This window comes from Aquabacterium sp. (genome assembly GCF_021768455.1).
In the GTDB taxonomy this organism is placed as follows: domain Bacteria; phylum Pseudomonadota; class Gammaproteobacteria; order Burkholderiales; family Burkholderiaceae_C; genus Aquabacterium.
The window spans coordinates 10078-35267 of record NZ_JAIZVX010000023.1 but is presented as its reverse complement, the minus strand read 5'-3'; the positions used below and the strand labels follow the sequence as shown (position 1 = coordinate 35267).

15 protein-coding genes are annotated in these 25190 nt (G+C 67.2%); 6 read left to right on the top strand and 9 right to left on the bottom strand.

All coding sequences use genetic code 11. The features are described from left to right. From glnS to QZ994_RS05145, 8 genes are all read right to left on the bottom strand, one after another. The coding region (gene glnS / locus QZ994_RS05180; protein ID WP_290869183.1) for a glutamine--tRNA ligase at positions 1–1193 on the bottom strand (1193 nt) is incomplete at its 3' end. A gap of 34 nt (positions 1194–1227) precedes the next feature. After that, complete coding sequence (locus QZ994_RS05175; RefSeq protein ID WP_290869180.1) at positions 1228–2103, bottom strand: LytTR family DNA-binding domain-containing protein; 876 nt, start codon at positions 2101–2103, stop codon at positions 1228–1230. A 39-nt stretch (positions 2104–2142) separates the two neighbouring features. Then, positions 2143–3261 (bottom strand): sensor histidine kinase, encoded by a 1119-nt coding sequence (locus QZ994_RS05170; RefSeq protein ID WP_290869177.1) that lies wholly within the window; start codon positions 3259–3261, stop codon positions 2143–2145. Positions 3262–3289: 28 nt separating this feature from the next. Further along, positions 3290–3586 (bottom strand): 2TM domain-containing protein, encoded by a 297-nt coding sequence (locus QZ994_RS05165; RefSeq protein WP_290869174.1) that lies wholly within the window; start codon positions 3584–3586, stop codon positions 3290–3292. Between the two features lie 68 nt (positions 3587–3654). Then, complete coding sequence (locus tag QZ994_RS05160) at positions 3655–4134, bottom strand: DUF2269 domain-containing protein (protein WP_290869170.1); 480 nt, start codon at positions 4132–4134, stop codon at positions 3655–3657. A gap of 121 nt (positions 4135–4255) precedes the next feature. Continuing rightward, on the bottom strand, positions 4256–4693 hold the full coding sequence (locus QZ994_RS05155) for a DUF3717 domain-containing protein (protein ID WP_290869167.1): 438 nt from the start codon (positions 4691–4693) through the stop codon (positions 4256–4258). Between the two features lie 38 nt (positions 4694–4731). Continuing rightward, entirely contained in the window at positions 4732–6057 is a 1326-nt protein-coding gene (locus QZ994_RS05150; protein WP_290869164.1) for a tryptophan--tRNA ligase, read from the bottom strand. 72 nt (positions 6058–6129) lie between these two features. Further along, positions 6130–6864, bottom strand: coding sequence for a glycosyltransferase domain-containing protein (locus QZ994_RS05145; protein ID WP_290869161.1), 735 nt, complete (start codon positions 6862–6864; stop codon positions 6130–6132). Between the two features lie 264 nt (positions 6865–7128). On the opposite strand from QZ994_RS05145, the gene purN reads away from it, so the two are divergent. From purN to QZ994_RS05115, 6 genes are all read left to right on the top strand, one after another. Next, on the top strand, positions 7129–7761 hold the full coding sequence (gene purN / locus QZ994_RS05140) for a phosphoribosylglycinamide formyltransferase (protein WP_290869158.1): 633 nt from the start codon (positions 7129–7131) through the stop codon (positions 7759–7761). A 3-nt stretch (positions 7762–7764) separates the two neighbouring features. Beyond that, positions 7765–8502 (top strand): site-2 protease family protein, encoded by a 738-nt coding sequence (locus QZ994_RS05135; protein ID WP_290869155.1) that lies wholly within the window; start codon positions 7765–7767, stop codon positions 8500–8502. Positions 8503–8616: 114 nt separating this feature from the next. Then, a complete protein-coding gene (locus tag QZ994_RS05130) occupies positions 8617–9762 on the top strand; it encodes an ABC transporter substrate-binding protein (protein ID WP_290869152.1) in 1146 nt (381 codons plus the stop codon). A gap of 10 nt (positions 9763–9772) precedes the next feature. Beyond that, positions 9773–10402, top strand: a complete 630-nt coding sequence (locus tag QZ994_RS05125; protein ID WP_290869149.1) for a glutathione S-transferase — start codon at positions 9773–9775, stop codon at positions 10400–10402. A gap of 127 nt (positions 10403–10529) precedes the next feature. Next, positions 10530–12293, top strand: coding sequence for a ShlB/FhaC/HecB family hemolysin secretion/activation protein (locus QZ994_RS05120; RefSeq protein WP_290869146.1), 1764 nt, complete (start codon positions 10530–10532; stop codon positions 12291–12293). A 27-nt stretch (positions 12294–12320) separates the two neighbouring features. Continuing rightward, on the top strand, positions 12321–21452 hold the full coding sequence (locus tag QZ994_RS05115; protein WP_290869143.1) for a hemagglutinin repeat-containing protein: 9132 nt from the start codon (positions 12321–12323) through the stop codon (positions 21450–21452). Here the strand turns inward: QZ994_RS05115 and QZ994_RS05110 are convergent. After that, positions 21442–25185, bottom strand: coding sequence for an AAA family ATPase (locus QZ994_RS05110; RefSeq protein ID WP_290869140.1), 3744 nt, complete (start codon positions 25183–25185; stop codon positions 21442–21444). The genes QZ994_RS05115 and QZ994_RS05110 overlap by 11 nt on opposite strands. Between the last annotated feature and the right edge of the window lie 5 nt (positions 25186–25190).

The following is a 25190-nucleotide window of genomic DNA, read 5'->3' as shown; positions in this document are numbered from 1 at the left end:
CAGTTGGTCAGCACCAGCTTGACCGGGTCTAGCACGGCCATGCCGCGGTGGGCCTTGTTCTCGAGGTCCTCGCGCAGGCAGCCATCGAGGGTGCTGTAGTCGATCCAGGAATCGGACTTGGTCACGCCAATGCGTTCGGCGAACAGCTGGATGGCCTCGGGCGTGTAGCCACGGCGGCGCAGGCCGACGATGGTGGGCATGCGCGGGTCGTCCCAGCCCTCGACCACCTTCTCGTCGATCAGCTGGCGCAGCTTGCGCTTGCTGGTGATCACATAGGTGAGGTTCAGACGGGCGAACTCGTACTGACGTGGCACGGGCTGCTGCAGCAGGCCCAGCGTGGCCAGGTTGTCGAGCAGCCAGTCGTAGAAGGGCCGCTGGTCTTCGAATTCGAGGGTGCAGATGGAGTGGGTGATCTGCTCCAGTGCATCTTCGATGGGGTGGGCGAAGGTGTACATCGGGTAGATGCACCAGGTGTCGCCCGTGTTGTGGTGGGTCGCACGGCGGATGCGGTAGATGGCCGGGTCGCGCAGGTTGATGTTGGGCGAGGCCATGTCGATCTTCGCGCGCAGCACGGCGGCACCATCGGCCAGCTTGCCATCGCGCATCTCGCGGAAGCGCGCCAGGTTCTCGTCCGGTGTGCGGGTGCGGAAAGGGCTGTCCTTGCCGGGGGTGGAGAAGTCGCCACGGTTGGCGCGCATCTCCTCGGGCGTCTGCTCGTCCACGTAGGCCAGGCCGGCCGAGATCAGGGCCTCGGCAGCGCGGTACATGAAGTCGAAGTAGTCGCTGGCGTAGTAGAGGTGGCTTTCGGTCTTGCCGTTGTAGGCCGAATCCCAGCCAAAGCCCAACCAGGTCACCGCGTCGAGGATGGAGTCGACGTACTCCTTCTCTTCCTTCTCGGGGTTGGTGTCGTCAAAGCGCATGTGGCAGACGCCACCGTAGTCGCGCGCCAGGCCGAAGTTCAGGCAGATGCTCTTGGCGTGACCGACGTGCAGGTAGCCGTTGGGCTCGGGCGGAAAACGGGTGCGGATCCGGGCGGGATCGGGTTCACCGGCGGCGTGGTGGGCGGCGTCGCCCGGGCTGCCGGCCCAGCGGCGGCTGGCATAGGTGCCCTGTTCCAGGTCGCGGTCGATGATGCCGCGCAGGAAGTTGCTGGGTTTGGAGGGAGCGTTGGTGTCGTCGGTCGGGGCGTTCATGCAGGGATTCTATCGAGGCCCATGCCCGACCGGCTCACATGCCTTTGAAGAGGTGCGCATAGAGCCGGCTGACCCCGACGGGCTCAGCGCGGCCCTGCAGGCTCAGGGTGCAGCGGCCGTTGTCTTCGCGGCGCACGGTGCGGATGGCCTCCGCCCGAACCAGGGTGCCGCGGTGCACCTGCCAGAACACGCCGGGCGGCAGGCGCGGCATCAGCTCCTTGAGCGAGGTGCGCAGCAGGTGCTCTGCGCTGGCCGTGAGCACGCGCACGTACTTGTCGGCAGCCTCGAGGCACAGCACCTCGGCCACGGGCACCAGGTGGATGGTGCTGCCGACGCTGGCCTGGAGCACGGTGAGGGGGGGCTCGGTGGCGGCGGGCGTCGCGCGGTCAGCGTGGCCAGAGTGGGCGGCGCTGTGGGCCAGCAGGGCGTGGAGTTGGCGCATCAGGGCCTCGGCTTCGCCTGAGCCCTGCGGGCGTGCGGATACAGAGACCGATGCGGATGCGGCGGCCGCCACAGCGGCTTGCCTCGACAGTGCCGCCTGCAGGCGCTCACACGTGCGCTGCAAACGCTCGGGCTGGGCGGGCTTGAGCACGTAGTCGATGGCGGCTTGTTCGAAGGCGGCCACGGCGTGCTGGTCGTAAGCGGTGACGAACACGATCAGGGGCAAGGGCGGGCCATCGTCCGGCCAGTCTTCGCTCAGGGCCTGGGCGGCCTGCAGGCCATCGAGGCCGGGCATGCGGATGTCGAGGAAAACGATCTGCGGGCGACGCTGCAGGGCCTCGGCCACCGCCGCATCGCCATCGCCCACCAGGGCCAGGACTTCGAGTTCAGGCCAGCAGCGGGCGAGCTCCTGCCGCAGGGCCTGGCCCAACAAGGGTTCGTCTTCGGCGATGAGGGCGGTGGCGTGCATGGGAGGGGTCGCGCAGAGGGGCGGCATTCATTCAGCTTGTCAGGAGCCGGTGCCAGCGGGCAGGCGAGGCAGCCGGAGTGTGGCCACGGTGCCGCCTTCGGCCGCGGGCACCAGTGTGAACGTGGCCTGCTCGCCCCAGGTGGTGGCCAGGCGCTCGCGCACCTGCGTGAGGCCAAAGCCGGTGCCGGTGCCGGTGCCGGTGAGCGCCGAAGGGCCACCCGTGTGCCCATCCTGCACCGCCTTCACCAGCCCCAGGCCGGTATCGCGCACCGTGAGGCACAGGCGTTCGCCGTCCAGGGTGGCGCACACGCTCAGCATGCCGCCTTCGCGCTTGGGCTCCAGGCCATGGCGGATGGCGTTCTCCACCAGAGGCTGCAGCAGCAGTGGCGGCACGGGCCAGTCGCGCAGGGCCTCGGGCAGGTCCAGCCGGGTCTGCAGGCGCGGGCCCATGCGCACCTGCATCAGGGCCAGGTAATCGGCCAGGCGGGCGAACTCGTCGGCCAGCGGGTGGGCGCTCTGGCGGCTGGCGCTGAGGGTGGCACGCAGGAAGGCGATCAGGCTGTCGAGCATGGCCTGGGCCTGGGTGGCGTCCAGGCCGATCAGGGCGCGCAGGTTGGCCAGGGTGTTGAAAAGCATGTGAGGCTCCAGCTGGGCCTGCAGCAGGCGCAGCTGGCTTTCGGCGGCCAGGCGGCGGGCGGCTTCGGCCTCGGCGCGGATGTGGGCCAGGCGGTGGCGAAAAAAGAAGAAGGCCGTGGCGCTCACCCCGGCCATCAGGCTCAGCGAGCCTTCCTTGAGCCACTCGGGCCCCACTCCCTTGCGCAGCTGCCAGCCCGGCCGACCGAGCAACACATCGGCCAGGCTGTGACCCAGCAGGTATCCCACCACCACGCAGGCCGGCACCAGCAGCAGCCACAGGGCACGAGATGACACGCCGCGCCGGTCCAGCCAGGTCGCCAGCGGCTCGACCAGCAGCCAGATCGTCAGGCCGATGCACTGTGCGTGCACCCAGACCAGCGACCAGGGCTTGCCGGACTGCAGCGCCATCAGCACCGACATCACGCTGTTGAACGCCAGCACCATGAGCCCGTGGCGGACCCAGCGTGACGCCAGCAGGCGGTCGATGGCGTGGGGGGGCGGGGTGATCGGGCTCGTCGACATCGGGACAGTATCGCCGCAGGCCGGGGCCTCAGCGACCCGCGGCCTCGCGCTCCAGGGCGCGGCGCTCGCGCTCGACCAGCTGGCGCATGAAGCGGTCGCCCAGGCGGGGCCAGACCACCAGGGCGTGGATGCCCAGGCCCAGCCCCCAGCCCAGCAAGGGGCCCGGGTGCACAGGGCGGCCGCGCCAGAGCGCCCAGGCGATCAGCATGGCATTGACCAGCACGTACACGCTGGCGTGGGTCAGCACACTGGCCTTGCGGGCGGCATGGCGGCGGGCGAGTTCGTCCAGGGTGGCGGTGTCGGCAGACAGGGTGGCGTTCGACATGACAAGGTCCTCTCGGGTTGCAGGTTGCAGGTTGCGGGGTGACAGCGGGACATCTCTCGCAGCGGCGCTCAGGCCACCGGCTTGACCACCATCCACCAGATGGCGGTAAAAGGGATCACGGTGGCGACGCTGCCCACGGTCATCCAGATGCGGCCGAGTTGCCAATAACGTTCGGGGATGGGGTCGCCGTCCGCGAAGGCGCGGGCCAGGCGGGCCTGTTGCACCTGCACCGGGATCAGCACGGCCACCCACAGCACCCCGGAGACCATGAAGCTCCAGTAGCCCCAGGCCAGCCAGCGCACGTGCTGGTGGTCCAGCCCATGCAGGTGGGCGTTGCCCAGGCCGCCGATGGCCAGCAGCGTGGCGCCTCCGGCCGTGAACACCCAGTCGGTCAGCGTGACCTGGCGCTGGGCAAAGGCCACGATCTGTGGGTGGCGGGTGCGGTCGGCCATGACCTTCCACCAGCCGGTGACGACGATGTTGCCCAGAAAGAGCACCACGCCGACGAGGTGCAGGGTCTTGAGGAGGAGGTAGGGTGAGGTGTCCATGGGCCCATGGTGGCGGGCCAGGCGACGCGTCACCAGGGGCGCGCGACGAAACGCGCCTCGGTGGGCGCGAATGGCGGCCTTGGCGGCGCGGGATGCAGGGCCCCGGCCCTGGCCGATGGGCTCAGCCCACCGGCGGCGCGGGCGGCGTCACGCCCTCCCGGGCGCGTTCGGCGTAGCGGTTGAAGCGCCACGCGCTGGCCTCGAGCGTGATGCGGCGCCAGGTGCCGCGCTTTTCGGCGGGCGTCATCTCGGGCCAGAGCTGCACCTCGTCAAAGGTGCGGCCACAGCCCTTGCACAGGTCGTCACCCTGGCTGGTGGAGCAGATGGCGATGCAGGGCGTGTCGGGCGTGGTGTCGTACCAGGCCAGCCAGGCCTCGCGGGCGGCGCGCGGCATGGTGTCCTCGTCGCACTGGGTCTCTTTGAAATAGACCAGCAGGGCGTAGACCTCGGCCAGGGCGCGCAGGGGCTCACACAGGCCCAGGCCCTCGGTGGTCGAGGGCTCGCGTTCGCGCCACCAGTTGATGGCGGCCTCGATGTCGGTGATGTGGATGCCGGGCATGGTGTCTGCTGCGGACGAGGCGGAGGGGGCGCCGCCGCTCAGGCGGCGTCGGCCAGCGACGCCAGCAGCGCCGCCAGGGCCGCCTCGACCTCGGCCTGCGCCACACCATCGGCCAGGGCCACCGGGCCCGCCAGGGCCTCGCTCAAGGCAGCAGCCCCTTCGGTCTTGAAGCGCTTGACCCAGCCTCCGGCGGCACGGCCATCGGCAAAGGCCTGGCTCTGCAGCAGCAGGCGGCCGTCGTGCGCGGCCAGCTTGAAGTAGAACTGGCCATCGGCCTCGCGGTACTGCTTGAAGACGGGCACGGCCGCCTTGGCCTCGCTGGCCTCGGCCTGGGCGGGGGCGCGCAGGGCCACCATGCGACGCAGGCCCACGGCCTGGCGCAACTCGTTCACAAAAGGTGTGGCGATGGCGCGGGCCTTGGCGGCACCAGCCTGCAGGGTCTCTTCGATCTGCTCCGGGTGGGCGATCAGGGCCTCGTAGCGCTCGCGCATGGGGCCAATGTGGTCTTCGACCAGGTTCACCAGGCGCTGCTTGGCCTCACCCCAGCCCAGGCCACCGATCAAATCGGCGCGGAAGGCCGCACGCTGGGACTCGTCGGCAAAGGCGTCGAACAGGGTGACCAGGTGGGCGCCTTCGGGGTCCTTGGGCTCGCCGGGCAGCTTCGAATCGGTCACGATGCGAGCGATGGCCTCTTTCAGGGCCTTGCTGCCGCCTTCGAACAGGGGCACGGTGTTGTCGTAGCTCTTGCTCATCTTGCGGCCGTCGAGGCCGGGCAGCACGGCCACGTTGTCGTCCACCTCGGCCTCGGGCAGCACGAAGTACTCGCGGCCCTTGCCGAAGACGTGGTTGAAACGCTGGGCCACGTCACGCGCCATCTCGATGTGCTGGATCTGATCGCGGCCCACGGGCACGCGGTGCGCGTTGAACAGCAGGATGTCGGCCGCCATCAGGATGGGGTAGCAGTACAGGCCCATGGTCACGCCGGCATCCGGGTCTTCACCGGCGGCCACGTTGGCGTCCACCGAGGCCTTGTAGGCGTGGGCACGGTTCATCTGGCCCTTGGCCGTCACGCAGGTCAGCAGCCAGTTGAGCTCATTGGTCTCAGGAACGTCGCTCTGGCGGTAGAAGGTGACACGGCTGGTGTCCAGGCCGGCGGCCAGCCAGGTGGCGGCAATGGCCAGGCGCGAGCGCTCGATGCGGTCCGGGTCGTCGCACTTGATCAGCGCGTGGTAGTCGGCCAGGAAGAAGAAGCTCTCGACCCCGGCTTCGCGGCTGGCCTGGATGGCCGGCCGGATGGCGCCCACATAGTTGCCCAGGTGGGGGATGCCGGAGGTGGTGATGCCGGTGAGAACGCGTTGGGTCATGGCGGGCGGAGGCAAGGAGTGCGCAGGGAAGCGGGATTGTAGGACGCGGGCCGTCGCAGCACAGGCGCAAGGTCACCGCAAAATCTTGGGTTTGGAGACGCTGAACCAGGTGCGCGCCTGGTGCTTCCGATGCCATTCGATCTGGGTCGTCAAGCGAGCGTTTTCCCGTTCAAGCCGGGCCAGTTTGGCCAACAGTGCCCTGATGTCATCCGGCGGCCATTGCAGGTCAAGAGGGTCGAAGTTCGCCAATTGCTCGTCGCGAGCCTCGACCACGGGCCAGTTGTGCGACCACGCATCGAGATTGTCGATGCGCTGCACGTCCGGTTTCAGCCCGACGGCATCAAAGGCCCACCAGGCCGACAACTGGTCACGTCTCGAGTAGCGAAGCACCAGTTCGTACCACCTCGACATGGCGCGCTGCACAAGGGGAAGGTGATGGTCCCTCAACAGCATGCCGCCCCAGATGGGCCGCCTCGACAGCATCTGGGGCTGCAGACGCCTCATGAGGCACAGCCACTCCATCACCCGGCTCGGGTCATCCCGACGCAGCCGAACCACCTCGGCGCACTCATCGGCCACGGTCTTGCGAAAGCTGTGCTCACAAAGCCGCAGGCCAGAGGAGCCTGCCCAACGGGCGTCGATTTCCTCGGGAAGGGCTTTCAGCATCACGCTGTTGTCGATGTACAGGGAACGATCGAACTCCGACAGGTAACGGTGGGGCAGCAACTTGGCCTCGCGCTGGCTCCTGGGCAGATCACCGGGCAGCGCTGGGTCGATCCGCCGGATCTGCCACGTCTGACTGACCAAGCAGGGGTCATCCGTCAGGCAGATGAAAGGCCAGCGCGAGTTTGCTGCCAGAGGCTGCTCGTTGAGTCGCTCGTATCCCCCCAAGAGCACCGTGTAAACGCAAGCAGCCATGTCCCTCCTGTTTGGCAACGCCGTGACGACATGGGCAACGGTGCAGGGTGGCGCACCGCCTGCGTCATGCTCGCCGGGCCGTGCCTGCGGATTGTTCCTCGTGCCACCTCGGCTTGCGCAGGCACCGCACCATGGGCCTACACTTCAGGCCGCATGAAAAACATCGTCATCCTGATCTCCGGGCGAGGCTCCAACATGGAGGCCATCGTCCAGGCCTGCGCGCGCGAGGGCTGGCCCGCCCGCGTGGCCGCCGTGCTGAGCAACAAGGCCAGCGCCGCCGGCCTCACCTGGGCCGCGGCCCAGGGCATCCCCACCGCCGCGCTCGACCACAAGGCCTTCGACAGCCGCGAGGCCTTCGATGCCGAACTCGCCCGCCTGATCGACGCCCACCAGCCCGACCTGGTCGTGCTGGCCGGTTTCATGCGCATCCTGAGCGAAGGCTTCGTGCGCCGCTACGAGGGCCGCATGCTGAACGTGCACCCCTCGCTGCTGCCGGCCTTCCCCGGCCTGCACACCCACCAGCGCGCCATCGACGCCGGCTGCAAGCTGGCCGGCGCCACCGTGCACTTCGTCACGGCCGAGCTCGACCACGGTCCCATCGTGGCCCAGGCCGCCGTGCCCGTGCTGCCCGGTGATTCGGCCGACGCCCTGGCCGCCCGCATCCTGCCGCAAGAGCACCTGATCTACCCGCGCGCCGTGCGCTGGTTCATCGAAGGCCAGCTGAGCGTGGCCGAAGGCCGCGTCACCCACAACGAAGGCGCCTCCCAGGTCGTCTGGGGCGGCTGAAGCATGGGCCGACTCTGGCAGATCGCCCTGCTGGTCTTCGGCGGGCTCAAGTTCAGCAAGGTGCTGCTCTCGGGCGGGACCATGCTGATCTCGCTGGTGGTCTATGCCTTCATCTTCGGCTGGCGTTATGCCGTGGGCTTCATCGGCCTGCTCTTCGTGCACGAAATGGGCCACTACATCGCGGCCCGCCAGCGCGGCCTGCCCGTGGGCCTGCCCACCTTCATCCCCTTCCTGGGCGCGTGGATCGAGCTCAAGCAGCTGCCGCACGACGCCGAGACCGAGGCCTATGTGGGCCTGGGCGGCCCCCTGCTCGGCAGCCTGGGTGCCCTGGCCTGCTACTTTTACGCCCGTGACATGGCGCCCGACACGCTGTGGCTGCTGGCCGTGGCCTACAGCGGCTTCTTCCTGAACCTGTTCAACCTGATCCCACTGTCGCCACTGGATGGCGGGCGCATCACGGCCGTGCTCTCGCCACGCCTGTGGCTGCTGGGCGTGCCCATTCTGCTGGGCCTGTTCTGGAACGACCCCAGCCCGCTGTTGCTGATCATCGCCCTGCTGGCCGCGCCCCAGGTGATGCAGGCCTGGCGCTTCCGCCATGGCGACCCGGCTCACGCCGGCTACTACACCGCCTCGCCCCGCACCCGGCTGGCCTACGGCGGCATCTACCTGGGCCTGCTGTTCTTCCTGGCCGTGATGACGCACGACGTGCACCAGATGCTGGAAGCGGCAGCCGGCCGTTGACGCGGCACCACAACCCAGGGGATGCCTGCCCTGGCACGGCGCCCGTGGCAGCTTATATTCCGGCCCTTGCCGGGCGCCCTCACGCCCGCGCGCCACGCTCCTCCGTCATCGCCCATGAAGCCCAGCCTGACCGATCTGCCGCGGCGCCCTCGCGCACGGCGCCTCCTGCCTTGCCTGCTCGCCGGCCTGATCGGCCTGGCGCCCGCCTGGGCCGCCGCCCAGATCCGCATCGGGCAGCCTGCGGGCTTCACCGGGGCGGTGGCCCCGGGGGTCAAGGAGGCCACCGAAGGCGCCCGCCTGGTGTTTGACGCGGTCAACCGCAAGGGTGGCGTGCACGGCCAGCGCATCGAGCTGCTCTCGGTAGACGATGGCTTCGTGCCCGAGCGCACCGTGACCTTGGCCCGCCAACTGATCGACGATGGCGTGATCGCCCTCTTTCTGACCCGCGGCACGCCCCACAACGAGGCCCTGCTGCCCCTGCTCAAGGCCCAGGGCGTGCCCCTGGTCGGCCCGTCCAGCGGCGCCATGAGCCTGCACAAGCCCGTGCACCCCTGGGTCTTCAACGTGCGCAGCAGCTACCAGGGCGAAACGCGCCGCGTGGTCGAGCACATCGGCCTCAGCGGCATGACCCGCCTGGCCATCGTGCAGGTCGACGACAGCTTTGGCGCAGACGCCGTGCAGGGCGCCATCCTGGCCCTGAGCGCCAAGGGCGAAACGCCCGTCAGCTGGCAGAAATACAAGCGCGACAAGCCCGAGTTCGCCAGCCTGATGCCCGCCCTGAACAAGGCCGATCCCCAGGCCGTGCTCTTCATCGGTTCGGCCGCCCACGTGGCCGAAGGCATCCATGCCCTGCGGGCCTCGGGCAGCCACGCCCAGGCCTTCACGCTGTCCAACAACGCATCGGCCGGTTTCGTCAAGGCCCTGGGCGATCAGGCCCGCGGGGTGGTGGTCACGCAGGTCTTCCCCTCCGAAAGGCAAACCCGCCACCCCTTCGTGCGCGAGGCGGCAGCCCTGGTCGCCCCCCTGCCCGGCATGGTGCTCAGCCAGGCGACGCTGGAAGGCATGGCCGCGGCCCGTGTGCTGGTCGAAGGCCTGCGACTGGCCGGCAAAAACCCCACGCGCGAGAGCCTGCGGCAGGCGCTGGAAGGCATGCGTCTCGACCTCGGCGGCCTGGAGGTCGCTTACAGCCCCAAGGACCACACCGGGGCCAGCCTGGTCGACATCGCCATCATCGACCGCGACGGGCACTTTCAGCGCTGAAGGGCCCACCGTGCCCACCGCGCCCCTGCTCTACACCTTCCGCCGCTGCCCTTACGCCATCCGTGCGAGGCTGGCCATCGCAGCCTCAGGGGTGGTGGTGCAACAGGAAGAGGTGGCGCTGAAGGCCAAGCCGGCGGCCATGCTCGCGATCTCGCCCAAGGGCACGGTGCCGGTGCTGCAGTTGCCCAGTGGCGAGGTGATCGACCAGAGCCTGGCGATCATGCGCTGGGCCCTGGCGCAGCACGACCCACACGGCTGGCTGGAGGGCGCCGACACACCAGAGGCCCAGGCCCTGATCGCCCAGAACGACGGTCCCTTCAAGCGCCTGCTCGACGCCTGGAAATACCCCGAGCGGCACCCGGCACAGCCCCAGTCGGCCTGGCGGGACCAGGCCGTGGCCGACGTGCTGGCCCCGTTGGACGCCCGCTTGCGCGACACACCCCAACTCCTGAGCGAGCACCCCACCCTGGTCGACATGGCCCTGCTGCCTTTCGTGCGGCAGTTCGCCATGGTGGACGCGGCCTGGTGGGTGCAAGCGCCGCTGCCTGCGTTGAAAGGGTGGCTGGCGGGGCATGTGGCCTCGGCGCTGTTCACCCAAGTGATGAGCAAAAACCCAACACCCCCGCAGCACACCCCTTGAACAAGGGGGCCGCAAGTGGCGCGCACTGCCAATTCAAGGGCAAATTCAACGCTGATTCAACGATGCATTTGGATACTCCAACGCTTTGGCGCGCCCCCCAGCGTCATGGTGAATGGAGTGCTGAGGCATGTTGGATTGGAAGGCAACGGGAACGCCCCGTGAGACATGGGTCATCCAGGCGCGTCGCCACGCGGTGTGGTGGGCCTGCGGGCTGACTTTGTGCGGACAGGTCTGGGCGCAGGTTGGCGGTCTGGGTGCCATCGAAAGGCAGTCCGAGTTGCTCCAGAGGCAACAGCAAGAGCGGCTCAAGGCCTTGCAGGATCAGGCCAAACCCGCGGAGTCAGCCGTGCAAGGCGCCGACCTGCGCCAGCCTCCGCTCCCACCTGCCACCGGTCAGGCCCATGCCCCTTGCTGGCCCATCGACGAGATCGCCTTGCGGGGCGCCGACCACCTGGGTCGCCAAGCACTGATGGAGATCCAGGCCTCGCACGCAGGACGCTGCCTCAAGGCAGCCGACATCCAGCACCTCATGGGCGAACTGACGCAGGCCTACGTGAGCCGAGGCATGGTGACCACTCGGGTCTACCTCCCTGCACAGGAACTGGGCAGTCGCCGGCTGGTGCTGGACGTCGCCGAGGGGCGCATCGAGGCCTTCCGCATCGAGGGCGATGGCGGCTCTCGCCTCTGGTTGACGGGGCTCTTCCCGACAGAGGTTGGCGAAGTCCTCAACCTCCGCGACCTCGAACAAGGCATCGAGCAGGCCAATCGCCTGGGCTCGAACAACACGACGATGGAGATCGAACCCGGCACACAGCCTGACCGCAGTGTGGTCGTGTTGCGCAACGCGAAGCGCCCTGCGGTGCGAGGACAGCTCTCCTTCGACAATCAGGGCTCGAAGAGCACGGGGCAGGATGCGCTCTCTCTGAACCTCACGGCCGACGCGCCACTTGGCCTCAACGAACGCTGGGTGCTCAGCCGTCGCCAATCCTGGCTGGACGGCCGCGGCAAACATGCCTCGACCAGTACGGGCCTGGACGTCTGGATGCCCTGGGGCAACCATTCGCTTGGACTGAATGTCTCGGTGTCCGACTACGTCAATGTGCTCAGCCTGCCATCGGGTCAGGCCGTGCGCACAGACGGTGACACCGCCACAACGAGCGCCAACATCGAGCGGGTGGTCTACCGTGACCAATCGTCACGCGCGCAGCTGCTGGGTCGCTTGAGCACGCAGGAGACCCGCAACCGCCTCGCAGGTGAGCTGTTGAGCACCAGCAGCCGGACGCTCACCCATGCCGAACTGGGCGCAGGCGGCAGCACCGTGGTCGCACAGGGTTTCCTGACGGGACAGCTGGTGTACGCCCAAGGCCTGAACTGGCTGTCGGCCAAGCGCGATGCCGACGGTCTGGATCGCGAAGCACCCCGTGCCCAGTTCCGCAAGGCCACCGTGGACGTTTCCTACAACCGGGAGTTCTGGGCTGGTGAGACGAGCCTGGGCTGGTCCAGCCAGCTGAGCGTCCAGCATGCATGGGACACCCTGTATGGCGCCCAGCAGATGCTGATTGGCAGCCTGTCAACTGTGCGTGGCTTCACGCGCAACACCTTGAGCGGCGACCGAGGGGTGGTCTGGCGCAACGAGCTCTTTGTGCCCACGCGCTTTGGCAGCGGCTCCGAGGCCGTGAACGGCCGTGTGTACACCGCCCTGGACATGGGCCACGTGCGCAACCGCGCCACCGGTGTGCCCTCGGGTGGACTGGGAGGCATCACCTTGGGCGCCAGCGCCGTCTGGCAAGGATTGTCGCTGGATGTGTTCGCCAGCCAGCCGGCCTGGCTGCCTTCGTCCATGCAGCGTGAATCCACCCAACTGTGGGCTCGCCTGGCCGTGTCCTTCTGAGTCCTTGTACCGCAACGAAAGCAGCTCATGAACCACATCTTCCGTGTCGTCTGGAATGCAGGCCTGGGTGCCTGGGTGGCCGCATCCGAATGCGCCAAGGGCAAGGCCTGCAGCCGTTCTGACGGCGTGCTGGGCAGCGTCGCACTGTCCATTGCCACCTTTGGCCTCACGCCACTGGCATGGGCCGCCGGAGCGGGCCAGCCCACCGTACAGTCGGTGACCGCGGGGACCACCGCGTATGTGGCCGACAACGGGGTGACCGTCTTCCACATCGCCAACCCGAACGCTCAAGGCCTCTCTCGCAACCAGTTCACGCAGTACAACGTCGATGCAAAAGGGCTGGTGCTCAACAACGCCACCACCAGCGCCGGGCTGACCGCTGTTTCCACGCTGGCCGGCCGCGTGGCGGCCAACACCCAGTTGCAAAGCAGCGCCACCGTGATCCTCAACGAGGTGGTGAGCAACAACCGATCGACCCTGGCAGGCTTCACCGAGGTCCTGGGCAACAAGGCCGACGTGATCGTGGCCAACCCCTACGGTATCACCTGCTCGGGCTGCGGCTTCATCAACACAGACCGGGTGACCCTGAGCACCGGCACACCGCGCTTTGCCAGCGATGGTCGCTTTGAAGGTCTTGACGTGAGCCGTGGCGACATCCGCATCACCGGCGACGGACTCAACGCCAGTGCTCAGCAAGTGCTGGACCTCGTGACCCGATCCGTGTCGATCGAGGCGCAGGTGCACGCTCAGGACCTCATGCTCACCCTGGGCAGCCAGGGATGGCGCTATGCAGACCGCAGCGCAACCGGCCAACTGACCACGGCAGGAGAGACCCCGCTCTACGCCCTGGACAGCACGGTGCTGGGCGGCATGTACGCCGGGCGCATCCGTCTGCTCGCGACCGAAGCCGGGGTGGGTGTGCGCATGCGGGGTGATGCCGTCACCAGCCAGGACGAGATCCAGGTGAGCAGCGCAGGCCGGATCGAACTGTTGGGCCGCCTGTCGGCCAACACCTCGGTCAAGGTCAGTGGACAGGCCGATGTGCAGTTGGCCAGCGCTTCGGTGGCCGCGCGTGACGACATCGCCTTGAGCGCAGCAGGTGCCTTGAGCTTGAGTGACAGCAACCTGGTGGCCGAGCACGACCTCACCGTGAGCGCGGCATCGCTGTCTGACCAGGCCAGCGGCAGTGAGCGCGGGCTCCGTCAGGCCGGCCGCAATCTGGATGTGGACGTGAGCGGTGCAGCGTCGGTGGATGGTGCCAATTGGCTGTCCGCTGGGGACTGGTCGGGGCGGTTTGGCGTGCTCACCTTGGGCTCGGGGGCCTTCAGCGCAGGGGGCATCATCGACTGGAACGCACAAGGCCCGATGGAGCTGGGCCGCGCCGCACTGCGCTCGGTGGCCGACCTGAGCCTGCGCTCCGGTGGCGTGATGAGCGACCTGAGCGACGCCGGACAAGGCATCCAGAGCACGAAGGGCAACATCCGGGTATCGGCCTACATCTGGCGCCATGCGGGTGAGTTGAGCGCCGACGCTGGCAACCTGACGGTCCAATCCGATGTCATCGAGCACTCGGGCAACAGCGTGGCCAAGGGTGATGTCCAACTGGCCGGCTGGTCCAGTGCGTCGGTTGGCTTGGTGAGCAACAGTGGCCTGCTGCAGGCCGACGGGCAGTTGGACATCGAGGCTGGCCGTTTGGAGAACCTGGCCAGCGGGTGGATTCAGGCGGCACAAGGCTCGCAAGTGAAAGCAGGGAGCCTGCTGCAAGCGGGCACCTGGTTGCTGTCCACAGAAGCCGCCGCGGTCAGCCGCGTGACTTCTGGCGACGTGGTCAACAGCGGTGCCATGCAGTCCGCAGGCAGCTTCACCTTGTCGGCATCCAGCCTGCGCAACCAGGGCCAGCTCCTGAGCCAGGGTGATGTGACGCTGTCCCTGAGCGACAACCTGAACAACGAAGCCGGTGCCTCACTGCAAACCCAAGGGCGCTTGAGCCTCACCACGGCTTTGTGGACGCAGGCTGGCGCCGTGTACGCCAGCGCAGGTCTCAGCGCCAACGCAGGCAGCAACCCGTCGCCCATGACGTGGGTGAACTCGGGCCTCACACTGAGTGGCGCAGACCTGAGCGTGCAAGCGGGCAAGGTGAACAACAGCGGCCAAGTTCAGGCCGAAACGGGCTCTGACCTGCAGGCCTCTTCTCTCGCACAAAGCGGCACGTGGATCCTGTCCACAAAGGCGGGGGGTGGCACCGACCAGCTGACGGTGACGGGCCAGCTGGACAACGCCGGCAATGTGCAGTCGGCCCAGTCTCTGGCTGTGGTGGCAGCAGGGCTGCACAACACGGGCTCGGTGGCGACTGAGGGCGATCTGGGCCTGTTGGTGCAGGGCGGCACCTTGCTCAATGACAAAGGGGCGCAATTGGGGGCCAAGGGCACCTTGAGCGCCACCGTGCAGGGCTACAACGCCCTGGTCAACGAGAGCGGCGCTCAGATGGCAGGCGACACGGTGAAGCTGCACAGCGACACCGTGACGGTCAACCGGGGCTCGGTGCTGGCCACCCAGGCCGTGGAGGTGATCACCAACAACATGGACAACCAAGGCGTGGTCTACGGTGGCAAGCGGGTGACACTGGCGGGCCTAAGCGGTCTGGCCAACTCGTTCTCCAACACCAAGCAATGGCTGAGCGGCGGCGACATGACCCTGGCCGCGCGCACGCTCTACAACGGTGTCGACGCAACGGTGCAGGCTGGGCAGGGCATGTCGGTGCAGGGCGGTGATTGGCTGAACTCTGGCCTATGGCTGACGTCCACCCAGGCTTCGGGCCAGGTGGACACCTTCGCCTTGACCGGTCAGGCCATGAACTGGGGCACCCTGAGCTCGGCCCAGGACGTCTTGCTGACGGCAGACAACTTGTTCAACGCCAAGGACATGGTGGCCGGTGGCCAGATGAACGTCCGGCTGACTGGCACGGGCAGCATCCTGTTGACCAACCTGAAAACAGGCTGGATCCAGGCCAAGGGCATGGTGGTGAACAGTGCGCATGGCGTGAGCAACACAGGCACCATCGCGGCCGACACCGACGCCCTGACCGTGAAGGCCGAGTCGCTGGACAACCTGGGCACGCTCTATGGCGCCAGCGCACTGAGCTTGACCACGGCGGGCGAGGTGCACAACGCAGCCAAAGCCCTGATGAACACCGCGGGCATGCTGTGGCTGGATGCTGGGGCATTCGTCAACGACCTGAACGGTCGTGTGCAGGCCACCACCGGCACGGTGGCTGACCTGGGCAGCCTGTCCCAGCATGGTTCGTGGGTGCTGTCCAGCGCTGTGACAAGCCAGACTTGGCCTTCGGCCCTGACCGTGTCTGGCAACGCCGCCAACAGCGGCAGCATCGACAGCAGTGGTGACGTGACGTTGACGGCCGCATCGTTGGACAACAGTGGACAGATCTCTTCGGCAGGGCGCCGGCTGACCGTGGATGTCGGTGCGGGCACGCTGCACAACAGCAAGCTGATGGTCGCCACCACTGGCACCATGGACGTGAAGGCCAAGGTGCTGGACAACGAGGGCACATTGCTGAGCCAGGGCAGCTTGACGGTGGACGCTGCTCAGACCCAGCAGTCCGACAACGGCAAGATGCTGTCATTGGGCGACCTCACCATCAATGGCGGAAGCCTCGACAGCACGGGGCGTTTGGGCGCCAACGGCCAACTTACCGTGAGCCTGACCGGCGCACTGCGCAACAGCGGTGAAGTGCAGGCTGCACAAGCCCTGAGCGTGGAAGCACAAAGTCTTGAGCTGTATTCGGACGGCCTGCTGCAGGGCGACAGCGTGCACATCAAGACGGGCGTGGCAACGCTGTCAGGGAAGGCCACCGTCCGCGCTCAGCAAAACCTCGACCTGACAGCCAGCAGCCTGACCCTGCAAGACAGCGACAGCCGGGTGCTCGCAGCCATGGGGGCAGCGGAGGGCGATGGCGGCACCATCTCCGTGGCGGGCAGCTTGAGCAACCAGGGCCTGATCTACTCGGCTGGCGCGCTGGACGTCCATGCCGGCAGCATCGACAACGCGCAAGGCGCGGCCATCTCGGGCGCAGGCACCACGACCGTGAGTTCGGATGCAAACTTTGCCAACCAAGGCCTGTTGTGGAGCGGCGGTCTGCTCACGCTCAACGCCCTGAAGGGCACGTTCAGCAACGTGGGCACGGCTGACGAGGCCGTGGGCCAGGTGGAAGCCAAGGACCTGGCCATCAACGCAGACCAGATCCTGAACACCAGCAGCATCCATGCCAGCCAGGACGCCAACCTGAAGGCGCGCGTGTTCAGCAATCGCATGCTGGGAGACTTGTCGATCAACGTCACCTACTACAGCGATCAAACGAAGGTCGAAAACTGGACAGTGGACGGTCCCGCTCTTGATCTGTGGGAGTACTGGCGCTTTACGCGCACGTGGGTCGCACAAGAATCTTTTGCCAGCGGTGTACCGGCCTTCAGACCGTTGATTTCGGCTTCTGGCAGTTTGAGCATCACTGGTTTTGACACCGCGACCAACCTGGGCGGCACCCTGTCGGCGCAGACGATGAACATCGTGGGGGCGCAGGCCAGCGCCACGTTTGAAAACCGTGAGTTGGTGCTGCACCGCTACAACTACACGCAAACGTACACTGTCTACACACATTGGGTGACAGGCGCCAAAATCTCCGCCCATGAAGCGAATGTTCGCGGCGCCACCGTCACCAACCGCGTTGAAGCCCCCAATTCTCGCCAGACTTACGTGGCGGGTCTCTACGCAGGCACGCTCAACGCCTCGGACTTCAATCTGAGCCTCAGCGGCGGCACCGACAAGGTCCAGTCCACGGTGGCCTCGCAGCCGTCAGCCAATGGTGGTGCGGGCTCGGGCACCCCATCGGGCTCGGCCTTCAAGGATGAGGGCTACCAGAGTGCCAGCGTGGAGGCTGACACCGCCCCCAAGGACTCGACAGACATCACCCCGGTCGACAACCCTCAGCCCAGCGCAGGCACGGTGGCCCACAAGCTTGACCCCAAAGACATTGGCCTGCCCTCCGGTGTGAGCCAGGTGGACTTTGGCGGCCTGAGCCTCAACCTGCCGCAAGGCAGCAATGGCCTGTACGTGACCGTCGGCTCGCCTTCGGCCCGATACCTGGTCGAGACCAACCCGTTGTATCTGTCGTCAGGCAGCTTTGCGGGCTCGGACCTGCTCACCTCGGCGCTGGGCTATGACCCGGACAAGCTGATCAAGCGCCTGGGGGATGGCAACTACGAGGCCTACACCGTGGCCCAGCAGGTGTTGGCCCAGACCGGCCGCAACTGGTTGGCGGGCAAGGGCTACAGCGATGCCGAGCAGATGAAGGCGCTGATGGCCGATGCCTCGCAACAGGCCAAGGGCCTGGGCCTGGTGTATGGCGAGCCGCTGAGCAGCACCCAGCAAGCCAGCCTGGCGCAAGACATCGTCTGGATGGTCAAGACCCAGGTGGGCGACCAGGTGGTGTTGTCGCCCGTGGTGTACCTGTCGCCCAAGACGCTGGCGAGCATCCAGACGGGCTCGGTCATCGCGGCCAACGACATGAACCTCAACCTCAGCAGCCTGACGAACACCGGTGGCACCTTGTCGGCCAGCAAGTCGATGACGGTGGTGTCGGCGGGGGACATCCGCAACCTCTCGGGCACCATCACGGGCGGCAACATCAGCCTGACGTCGACCCAGGGCAGCATCGTCAACCAGACGCTGGCACAGGAGATCAACGGGCAGACCGTGCTCGCGCGTGACGCGGCCATCGCCGCCTCGGGCAACCTGGCATTGGACGCGGGCCAGGCGATCAAGAACATCGGGGCGCAAATGAGCGCAGGGGGATCGGCTTCCTTGGTGGCCAAGGACTCGATCACCTTCGACACGATCGCCCAAAAGTCGACCAGCAGCACCAGCAGCCAAAGCAGCAAGGACGGCAAGACCACGGTGGCCTCCAGCACCACCGAAACCGTGACCCAGCACAAGTCCGGGCTGACGGTGGGGGCTGACCTCATCATGGACACCAGCAAGGAGATCGTGCTGGCGGGCACCGACGTGACTGCTGCCGGCAACGCCAAGCTGCAGGCCAAGGACGGCATCAGCGTCATCAACCGCATGGACACCACCCAAACCACCAGCCAGAGCAAGGAAGAAGGCTGGGGCGTGGGCGGCGGCGTGTGGGGCACCAGCACCACCAAGGAAACCACCGACAAGGGGCGCACCGTGGCCAGCACCTTGAAGGTGGGCGGTGACCTGACTGCCAAGACAGACAAGGACATCACCATCCAGGGCGCCAAGGTGGACGTGGGCGGCGCGGGCGATCTGCAAGCTCAGAACATCAATGTGCTGGCTGGGCAGGACTACGACCGCAGCACCAAGACGACCAGCACCACGAGCCTGCTGAAGGTGGTGAGCGGGCAGACGCAGGGCGAATCGGACGCTTCGGCACAAGCGAAGTCCAAGCACGATGGCAAGACGCAGGAGGCCCATGCCAGTGCGGGGGCCGAAGCCTCTGCCTCGGGCAGTGGCACGGGCGGCCTGGCTTTCGTGTCCAACACCGAGACCACCAGCACGCGCAATTCGGAGCGCAGCCGCGGCAGCAGCCTGAGCTTCGGGCAGGGCGCCAGCATCCAGGCCAGCAAGGACATCACGCTGGAAGGCTCGTCGCTCAAGGCGGGAGGCGACCTGGCCTTGTCGGCCGAGAACGTCACCGTCAAGGCTGGCCGCAACGTCGACACGTCAAGCACCAAGACGACCGAAACCAACATTGGGCTGATGGCTAAGACCGACAGCGACGCGGGAGCCAATGCCGGCGCGCGCGCCGGTGCCGACCGCGTCACCAGCGTGACGGGCAACGCCAGCGCATCGGCTGAAGCGGGCGCGCAAGCCAACACCGAGTCGGGCGTGCGCTTTGTGGACGTGAAGTCCACCACCACCACCACCGACAAGCTGACCCACGATGGCAGCGTCATCGAAGGGGGCAACGTCCGCATCAAGGCAAACAACAAGGTGGCGGTCGAGGGCTCCAGCGTGAACGCCAGTGGTGACCTGGCCATCCAGGCCAAGTCACTGGAGGTGAGTGCCGTAGCCGACCATGACATCAGCAAGACCGAGAAGGTCGACGTGGGCATCGGCCTCATGGGCAGCAGCAAAAATGGCGTACAGGGAGGGGTGAGTGCCAGCACGGGCAATGTCACCAACGCCTCGGCCACCGCAGAAGGAGAGGCCAGCTCGGCCAACAAGCTGAGCTGGCTGCGGGCCGAAACTTCAACGGAGACCAGCAAGACCGTGACCCACCAAGGGGCCAGCCTGGGTTCGGGCGGCAACCTGAAGGTCGACGTGTCAGGCGATCTCAAGGTCAAGGGCTCCAGCTTGTCGTCCGAGGGCTCGGCCACCATCCAGGCGGCCAATCAGAGCTTCGAAGCGGTGCATGACGTGAAGGAAACGTCGCGCACCACCAATGTCACCACCGCCGGCATGTACCTGGATGCCAGCGCCAAGGCGGGTGCCAAGGGCCAGGCCATGGCGGGTGCCGATGCATCGGCCTCGGTCGAGGTGGGGGGCTTCGTCAACAACTCGGGCAGCAGCAAGACCGAAGGCGCCACCACGGCCAAGGTGTCGACGATCACCACCAAGGGCGACCTCACGCGCATCGCCACAGGCGAAATCAAAGACGTGGGTACGGCCATCGACGTGGGCGGTAACCTCACCCAGAAGGCCGAAACCATCGTGAGCAAGGCCGCTGCCGACACCACCTACAGCAGCAGCGGCGCCCACGCAGCCGAGGGACGCTATGGCATGTACGCCGGTGCTTCGGCCGAAGCCAGCGTGACCGGTGGGGCCGATGCCGACGCGTCGATCGGTGCGCGCTGGCGTGCCGATTACAGCCAGTCCAGCAGCAGCAGCACCAGTTCCACGGCGGTGGCCTCCACCGTCAAGGTGGGTGGCAATGTCGACAGCCGCTCCAGTGGCCTGACCCATCTGGAAGGCACCAAGCTGGACGCCGGTGGCGACGTCACCATCGGAGCGGGTCAGCTCAAGGTGACTGCTGCGCGAGACACCACGACCAGCCAGAGCACCGAGGGCAAGGGTGGGGTGGCCGTCACGGTCAACGTCAACGCCAAATCGGTGCTGGGTGGCGAAGTGAGCGTGGCTGGCGAGGGCAGCAACAGCCAGTCGGCCAGCAGCACGGCCCAGGTGGCGAGCCTGAGCAGTGGCGGCAAGCTCAAGATCGTGTCGACTGGCGACGCCAACTTCGAAGGCACGGTGCTCAAGGGCAAGGAGAGCGCCAGCATCGATGCCGGTGGCAAGGTGAACTTCGATGCGGCCACCAGCACCAGCAGCGAAACGACGCACACAGCGGGCGCATCGGTGGGCATCGGTGGATCGACCGGGGGCAAGGCTGACAAGGACGCCAAGAATGGCACCGTGTCGGCTGAGGCGAATTACCAGTACACCAACGCGCAATCGGCCACCCAAACGGCTGGCAGCATCGAAGGTGGCACGGTGTCCATCTCCAGCGGGGGGGACACGCGACTGGTCGGCACCACCATCACGGCGGAGCGTGATGTCGGCATCGCTTCAGGGGGGGCGCTCACCATCGAAGCCAAGCAAGACAAGTCTGAAAGCCAAAGCGGCGGCTTCGGCATCAGCATGGGTGCCAGCGGAGGGACGAGCAAGGCCGCCACGGCAGGCGACACCCAGACCGACAAGAGCGTCACCGGTGGCACGTCGGTGAACGTGGACGTGGTCAAGACCACCGATGCTCAGGGTGCAAGCATCACCAGCAAAGGGGGCAATGTCAGGCTCTCCTCCGGCAAGGACACCACCCTGGTCGGCACCCAGGTCAGCGCGGAACAGGGCAAGGCATCGGTGCAAGCCGGCGGCCAGGTTCTGCAGAAGGAAGCCCGATCGACGCACGAAGCAGGCGGGGCCACGGTGGGGCTGACCATGGAGGTGTCGGAAACCAGCACCGCCCCGGCTGGCACCACGCCCCCACCAAAGGGCAGCACCAAGTCAACCAGCAAGGCCCGGCCCAAGGACGTCAAAGCCGGCTTCAACGCCAACCGGCGGGACCAGAGCCAGGCCACCAAGGTGAAGGCCCAAACCGTGGAGATCCAGGGGCAGGTCAAGCCTTGAGGTCAAGACCATCGCGGGCCATCTGGAAGTCCGGCAGGGGTGCGCCGTCGTCCAGTCGGGCCAGACAGGCCTGCAACGCATCGTGGGCTGGCCCCCAACACGGTGCACGCTGCGTTGACAGGCGAGCCAAGCTGGTCTGAAGGCGCAGGACCAGCCCCCAGGCCCCCTGCTCCTGGGCGATGGCCAGGCCCTCTTCCAGCGTGGCCTGTGCGGCGGACAGGTCGGGGGAACTCTGGCGAGCCAGGCGCTCGCCCTCCAGGCGCAGGAACTCGGGCAGGAGGTAGACGTCCGGGATGGCGCGCGCCTTGGCCATGCCATCGGCCAGCACGACCGCGGCTTCCTCATCCTGCCCCAGCTGACACAGTGCATCGGCCAGGAAGGCAATGAAGGTGGTCTCGACCGCCGCCATGGCCTGCTGGGCGCCAGCCAGACCCATGCGGATGGGCACGAGTCCTTCGGCCTGTCCCAGGCTCGCCAGGGCCCAGCCCTGCAGCGACGCCGCGGCGGCCTGCCACAGGCGCAGACCATGGACATCGGCCAGCTGCCCGACCTGCCGCGCCAATTGCAGCGTCTCCTGCGGCATGCGCAGGTAGCGATGCAGGGTGCAGGCAAACGTCAGGGCAAAACACAGGGTGTGGGCATGGCCGGTGCGGCGTGCCTCGTCGATGGCGGACTGCGCCTGGCGCAGGGCCTGGGTGGGGCGGCCCTCCAGCCAGTCCAGCCAGGACAGAAAGGCCATGGCGCAGACATGACTGGCCTCGCCGTACAGCACGATCATCCGGCTGATGTCCACCGACCGTCCAAGGGCCACGGCCTGGTTCAGGCGCGCGCGGGCCTGAGGGTACTGTCCCAGCCAGAAGTGGTTATTGCCATAGGCGTAGTGCACCTGGAGCCGAACGCCAGGGTCCTCGCTGCCACGGGCGGCATGGGCGAGTCGATCGGCGAAGGCCAGTGGCGGCGACTGGTCCGCCACGGTTCGGCTGCCCAGCCAGAGACCCCACATGACCTGAAACAGGTCCACGTCGTCGGACAGCCGGTCACACAGTGCCAGCGCCTCGCCGTACGCCGCACGGCTTTGCTGGCTGCCATAGCCATGCAACGCCACGCGCGTGTTGCCCAACTCCACCCAGAGTCTGAAAGCCATGTCGTAGCGCGGTGGGGCATCGGCCATATGGGACAAAGCCGCCAGGCCCTTCTCGAGGTGATGGCAAGCGGCGCTGGGCTCCGACACCCGGTTCATGCTGCGCGCGGCGGCCAGCCAGGCTGCAGGAGCGTCAGGGCTGATGCCAAGGTCCAGATGATGGGCCAGTTGCTCGGGGTGCGCACGAACCCGGTCGGGCAGATGGATCCGCATCAGCTCGCCCAGGCGGCGGTGGGCGGCTTCTCGGCTGGCTCGAGGCATGGCCGCGCAGGCTGCCTCCTGGATCAGGGCATGGCGGAACACCAGCCCCCCATCTTCGCCCCGCTGAAGGATGCCGTCTTCCTGCAGGGCGTCCAGGCTGTGCTGAAGCGCTTCGGGCTGATCGGCCCCGTAAAGGTGGATCAGCGGCAGGTCCACCTGGCGACCACTGAGGGCAGCCAACTGCGCCACATGCCGGTGGGGGCCCAGGCCCACGATGCGTGCCACCAGGAGTTCACGCAAGGTCGGTGGCACGGCCTGGGTCTGAGCCGAACCGGAGGCCAGTGCGAGCACGAGTTGCTCCAGATAAAGGGGCACACCGTCGGCCCGCGCCACGATGGCCGCCAGCGCGGCCTCGTCCAGCCGCCGTGCACCCTCCACGGCATGGCAGCGCGCATCGACCAGCAAGCGTGCATGGTGTGCGCCAAGGCTGCCGAGCGAGAGGGTGTGCGTGGCACGGGTAGACGGTCCACCCGGCCTCGCGGTGCTCAGCACCATCCAGGGCTGGGCCGCTTGCCCTGGCTCACTCAGGCGATGCAGGACGGCCAGGCTGGCGTCGTCCAGCCAGTGCGTGTCTTCCACCACCAACAACAAGCCCCCCTCCAAGGCCACTCCACTGATCAAGGCCACCAGCCCCAACTCCAGATGCAGGCGCACCTGCCCTGGCTCGGCGGCCAGCGCATCCAGGTCGGACGGCATGCCCAGCAGGCGGCGGATGACCGCTGCCTGGGACACCCATGCATGCGAGAGGCGGCACAACACCCGACGCAGGCTGCGCTCACGCCGCGCCACAGAGGTAGACGGCCTGTCTCTCAGCACCTGCTGCAACAACTGGATGATGGGCTCCCAGGGCTGGTGAATGGTTGCCTCGTCAGCCACCAGCAACCAGGCCCGCTCGCCCCGACCACGGACCTGCCTCAGGAAATCCGTCACCAGGCGGGTCTTGCCCATCCCCGCTTCAGCCATGACCTGAACGTGCAAGGACTGCCCTCCACGCGCCAGGGTCCACAGGTTCTGCAAGCGTGTCAGCTCTGGTTCTCGGCCGATCAGGCGAGAGGGGTCATGGACGGGCAACGACGATGAGCGAGGCCGATCTGGCCCCGCCAGGGGAACGCGCACACCCTGCTGCTCGCACTCGGTGAGCCCCTGGGGCAGCCGCCCCTGGACTGACAACAAGCCACGGACCGACGCCGCCAGGTGGAGCCAACCGCCCTGCCCTGCCAAGGCAAGGGACAAGGCCTCGTTGAGCACCTCTCCCGTGGCGTCTGGGCACAGCACCCCGGGATGCGGCTCGGTCCAGCCGTGGGCCAGGCCCATGGCAAGCTCTGCATGTCGCCAGCTGGCCCGAGGCGGCACCGTGGCCAAGGCAACCTCCCAGCCTCGGCCTGGCGTGTCCTCCAGGGGATGCGGAACACCAAAGCAGCTCACCCAGAGACTGTGGGTCAGTGGCAGGAATTGCCCGCCTTGCTGCCGGGTGAGCGCGGCAAGGCGCCCATGAAGCTGAGCCCGACGGCTGGCGGAGGCCGCATCGGTGGGCCCTTTCAGCCACCGCGTCACCAGCACCGTCAGCGGTTGCCGTGGTTGGTCCGTGCGCAGAGGCAGGCTGGGTTGTTGCCGCTGGGTCTCGAGGTGTCGCCAAAGGGCCAGAGTTTGCTCACCCGGCCCCTCGCCCGTGGCCTGCCTAAGGCTGTGCTCACAGGCATCCAGGGCCTGTTTGGCCTCGTCAAACCGACCGGCATCGCCCAACAGGCGAATCAGCTGCCGGTGCCCTGCCTCACTGGCCGGTGACAGGGCCACCCTCTGGCGGGCCAACTCGATCAAATAGGGGGTGTGACCGCCCGCCAGCTGGCGCTGGATGTGGACATCGAGGCGGCGCAAGGTGTGCTGCCTGAGCCGCTCCTCTTGCGCTTGCGCCCATTGCGCAAAGGCTGGGGCATCACCCAGGTTCAGTTCGCCCAGGAAGGGCCGCCAGTGCAGCCATGGCGCATCACCCAACTCGTCACAAAGGAGCTGCATGGCGTCCACCACCAGGCCAGGCGTGTTCAACAGCGAAACGTGTCGGCGATCGGCCTGCAGGAGTGGCTGCGCCATGGGCGTCAGCATTTTGCGCAGGTCGAACAAGGCGCGCCGCAGGTTGCCAAGGGCCGCCGAGCCATCGCTGTGGGGCCACAACATGGAGGCCAGAGCGTCCCTGGCGCAGGGCACCCCAGGCTGCATGGCCAGGAAGGCCAACACGGCCTTCAACTTGTCATACGGAAAAGCCTGAAGGGGCTGCCCCCCCAATGACAAGGTCACGCCGCCAAGAAGGCGGATCTGCACGGTGTTCACCAACATCTCAC

Excerpts from the sequence above, each read along its gene's own strand:
- purN (WP_290869158.1), top strand. The coding sequence starts at position 7,129 with ATGAAAAACATCGTCATCCTGATCTCCGGGCGAGGCTCCAACATGGAG.
- QZ994_RS05130 (WP_290869152.1), top strand. The coding sequence starts at position 8,617 with ATGAAGCCCAGCCTGACCGATCTGCCGCGGCGCCCTCGCGCACGGCGC.
- QZ994_RS05150 (WP_290869164.1), bottom strand. The coding sequence starts at position 6,057 with ATGACCCAACGCGTTCTCACCGGCATCACCACCTCCGGCATCCCCCAC.
- QZ994_RS05110 (WP_290869140.1), bottom strand. The coding sequence starts at position 25,185 with ATGTTGGTGAACACCGTGCAGATCCGCCTTCTTGGCGGCGTGACCTTG.
- QZ994_RS05155 (WP_290869167.1), bottom strand. The coding sequence starts at position 4,693 with ATGCCCGGCATCCACATCACCGACATCGAGGCCGCCATCAACTGGTGG.
- QZ994_RS05120 (WP_290869146.1), top strand. The coding sequence starts at position 10,530 with ATGTTGGATTGGAAGGCAACGGGAACGCCCCGTGAGACATGGGTCATC.
- QZ994_RS05160 (WP_290869170.1), bottom strand. The coding sequence starts at position 4,134 with ATGGACACCTCACCCTACCTCCTCCTCAAGACCCTGCACCTCGTCGGC.
- QZ994_RS05175 (WP_290869180.1), bottom strand. The coding sequence starts at position 2,103 with ATGCACGCCACCGCCCTCATCGCCGAAGACGAACCCTTGTTGGGCCAG.
- QZ994_RS05135 (WP_290869155.1), top strand. The coding sequence starts at position 7,765 with ATGGGCCGACTCTGGCAGATCGCCCTGCTGGTCTTCGGCGGGCTCAAG.
- QZ994_RS05165 (WP_290869174.1), bottom strand. The coding sequence starts at position 3,586 with ATGTCGAACGCCACCCTGTCTGCCGACACCGCCACCCTGGACGAACTC.
- QZ994_RS05115 (WP_290869143.1), top strand. The coding sequence starts at position 12,321 with ATGAACCACATCTTCCGTGTCGTCTGGAATGCAGGCCTGGGTGCCTGG.
- QZ994_RS05170 (WP_290869177.1), bottom strand. The coding sequence starts at position 3,261 with ATGTCGACGAGCCCGATCACCCCGCCCCCCCACGCCATCGACCGCCTG.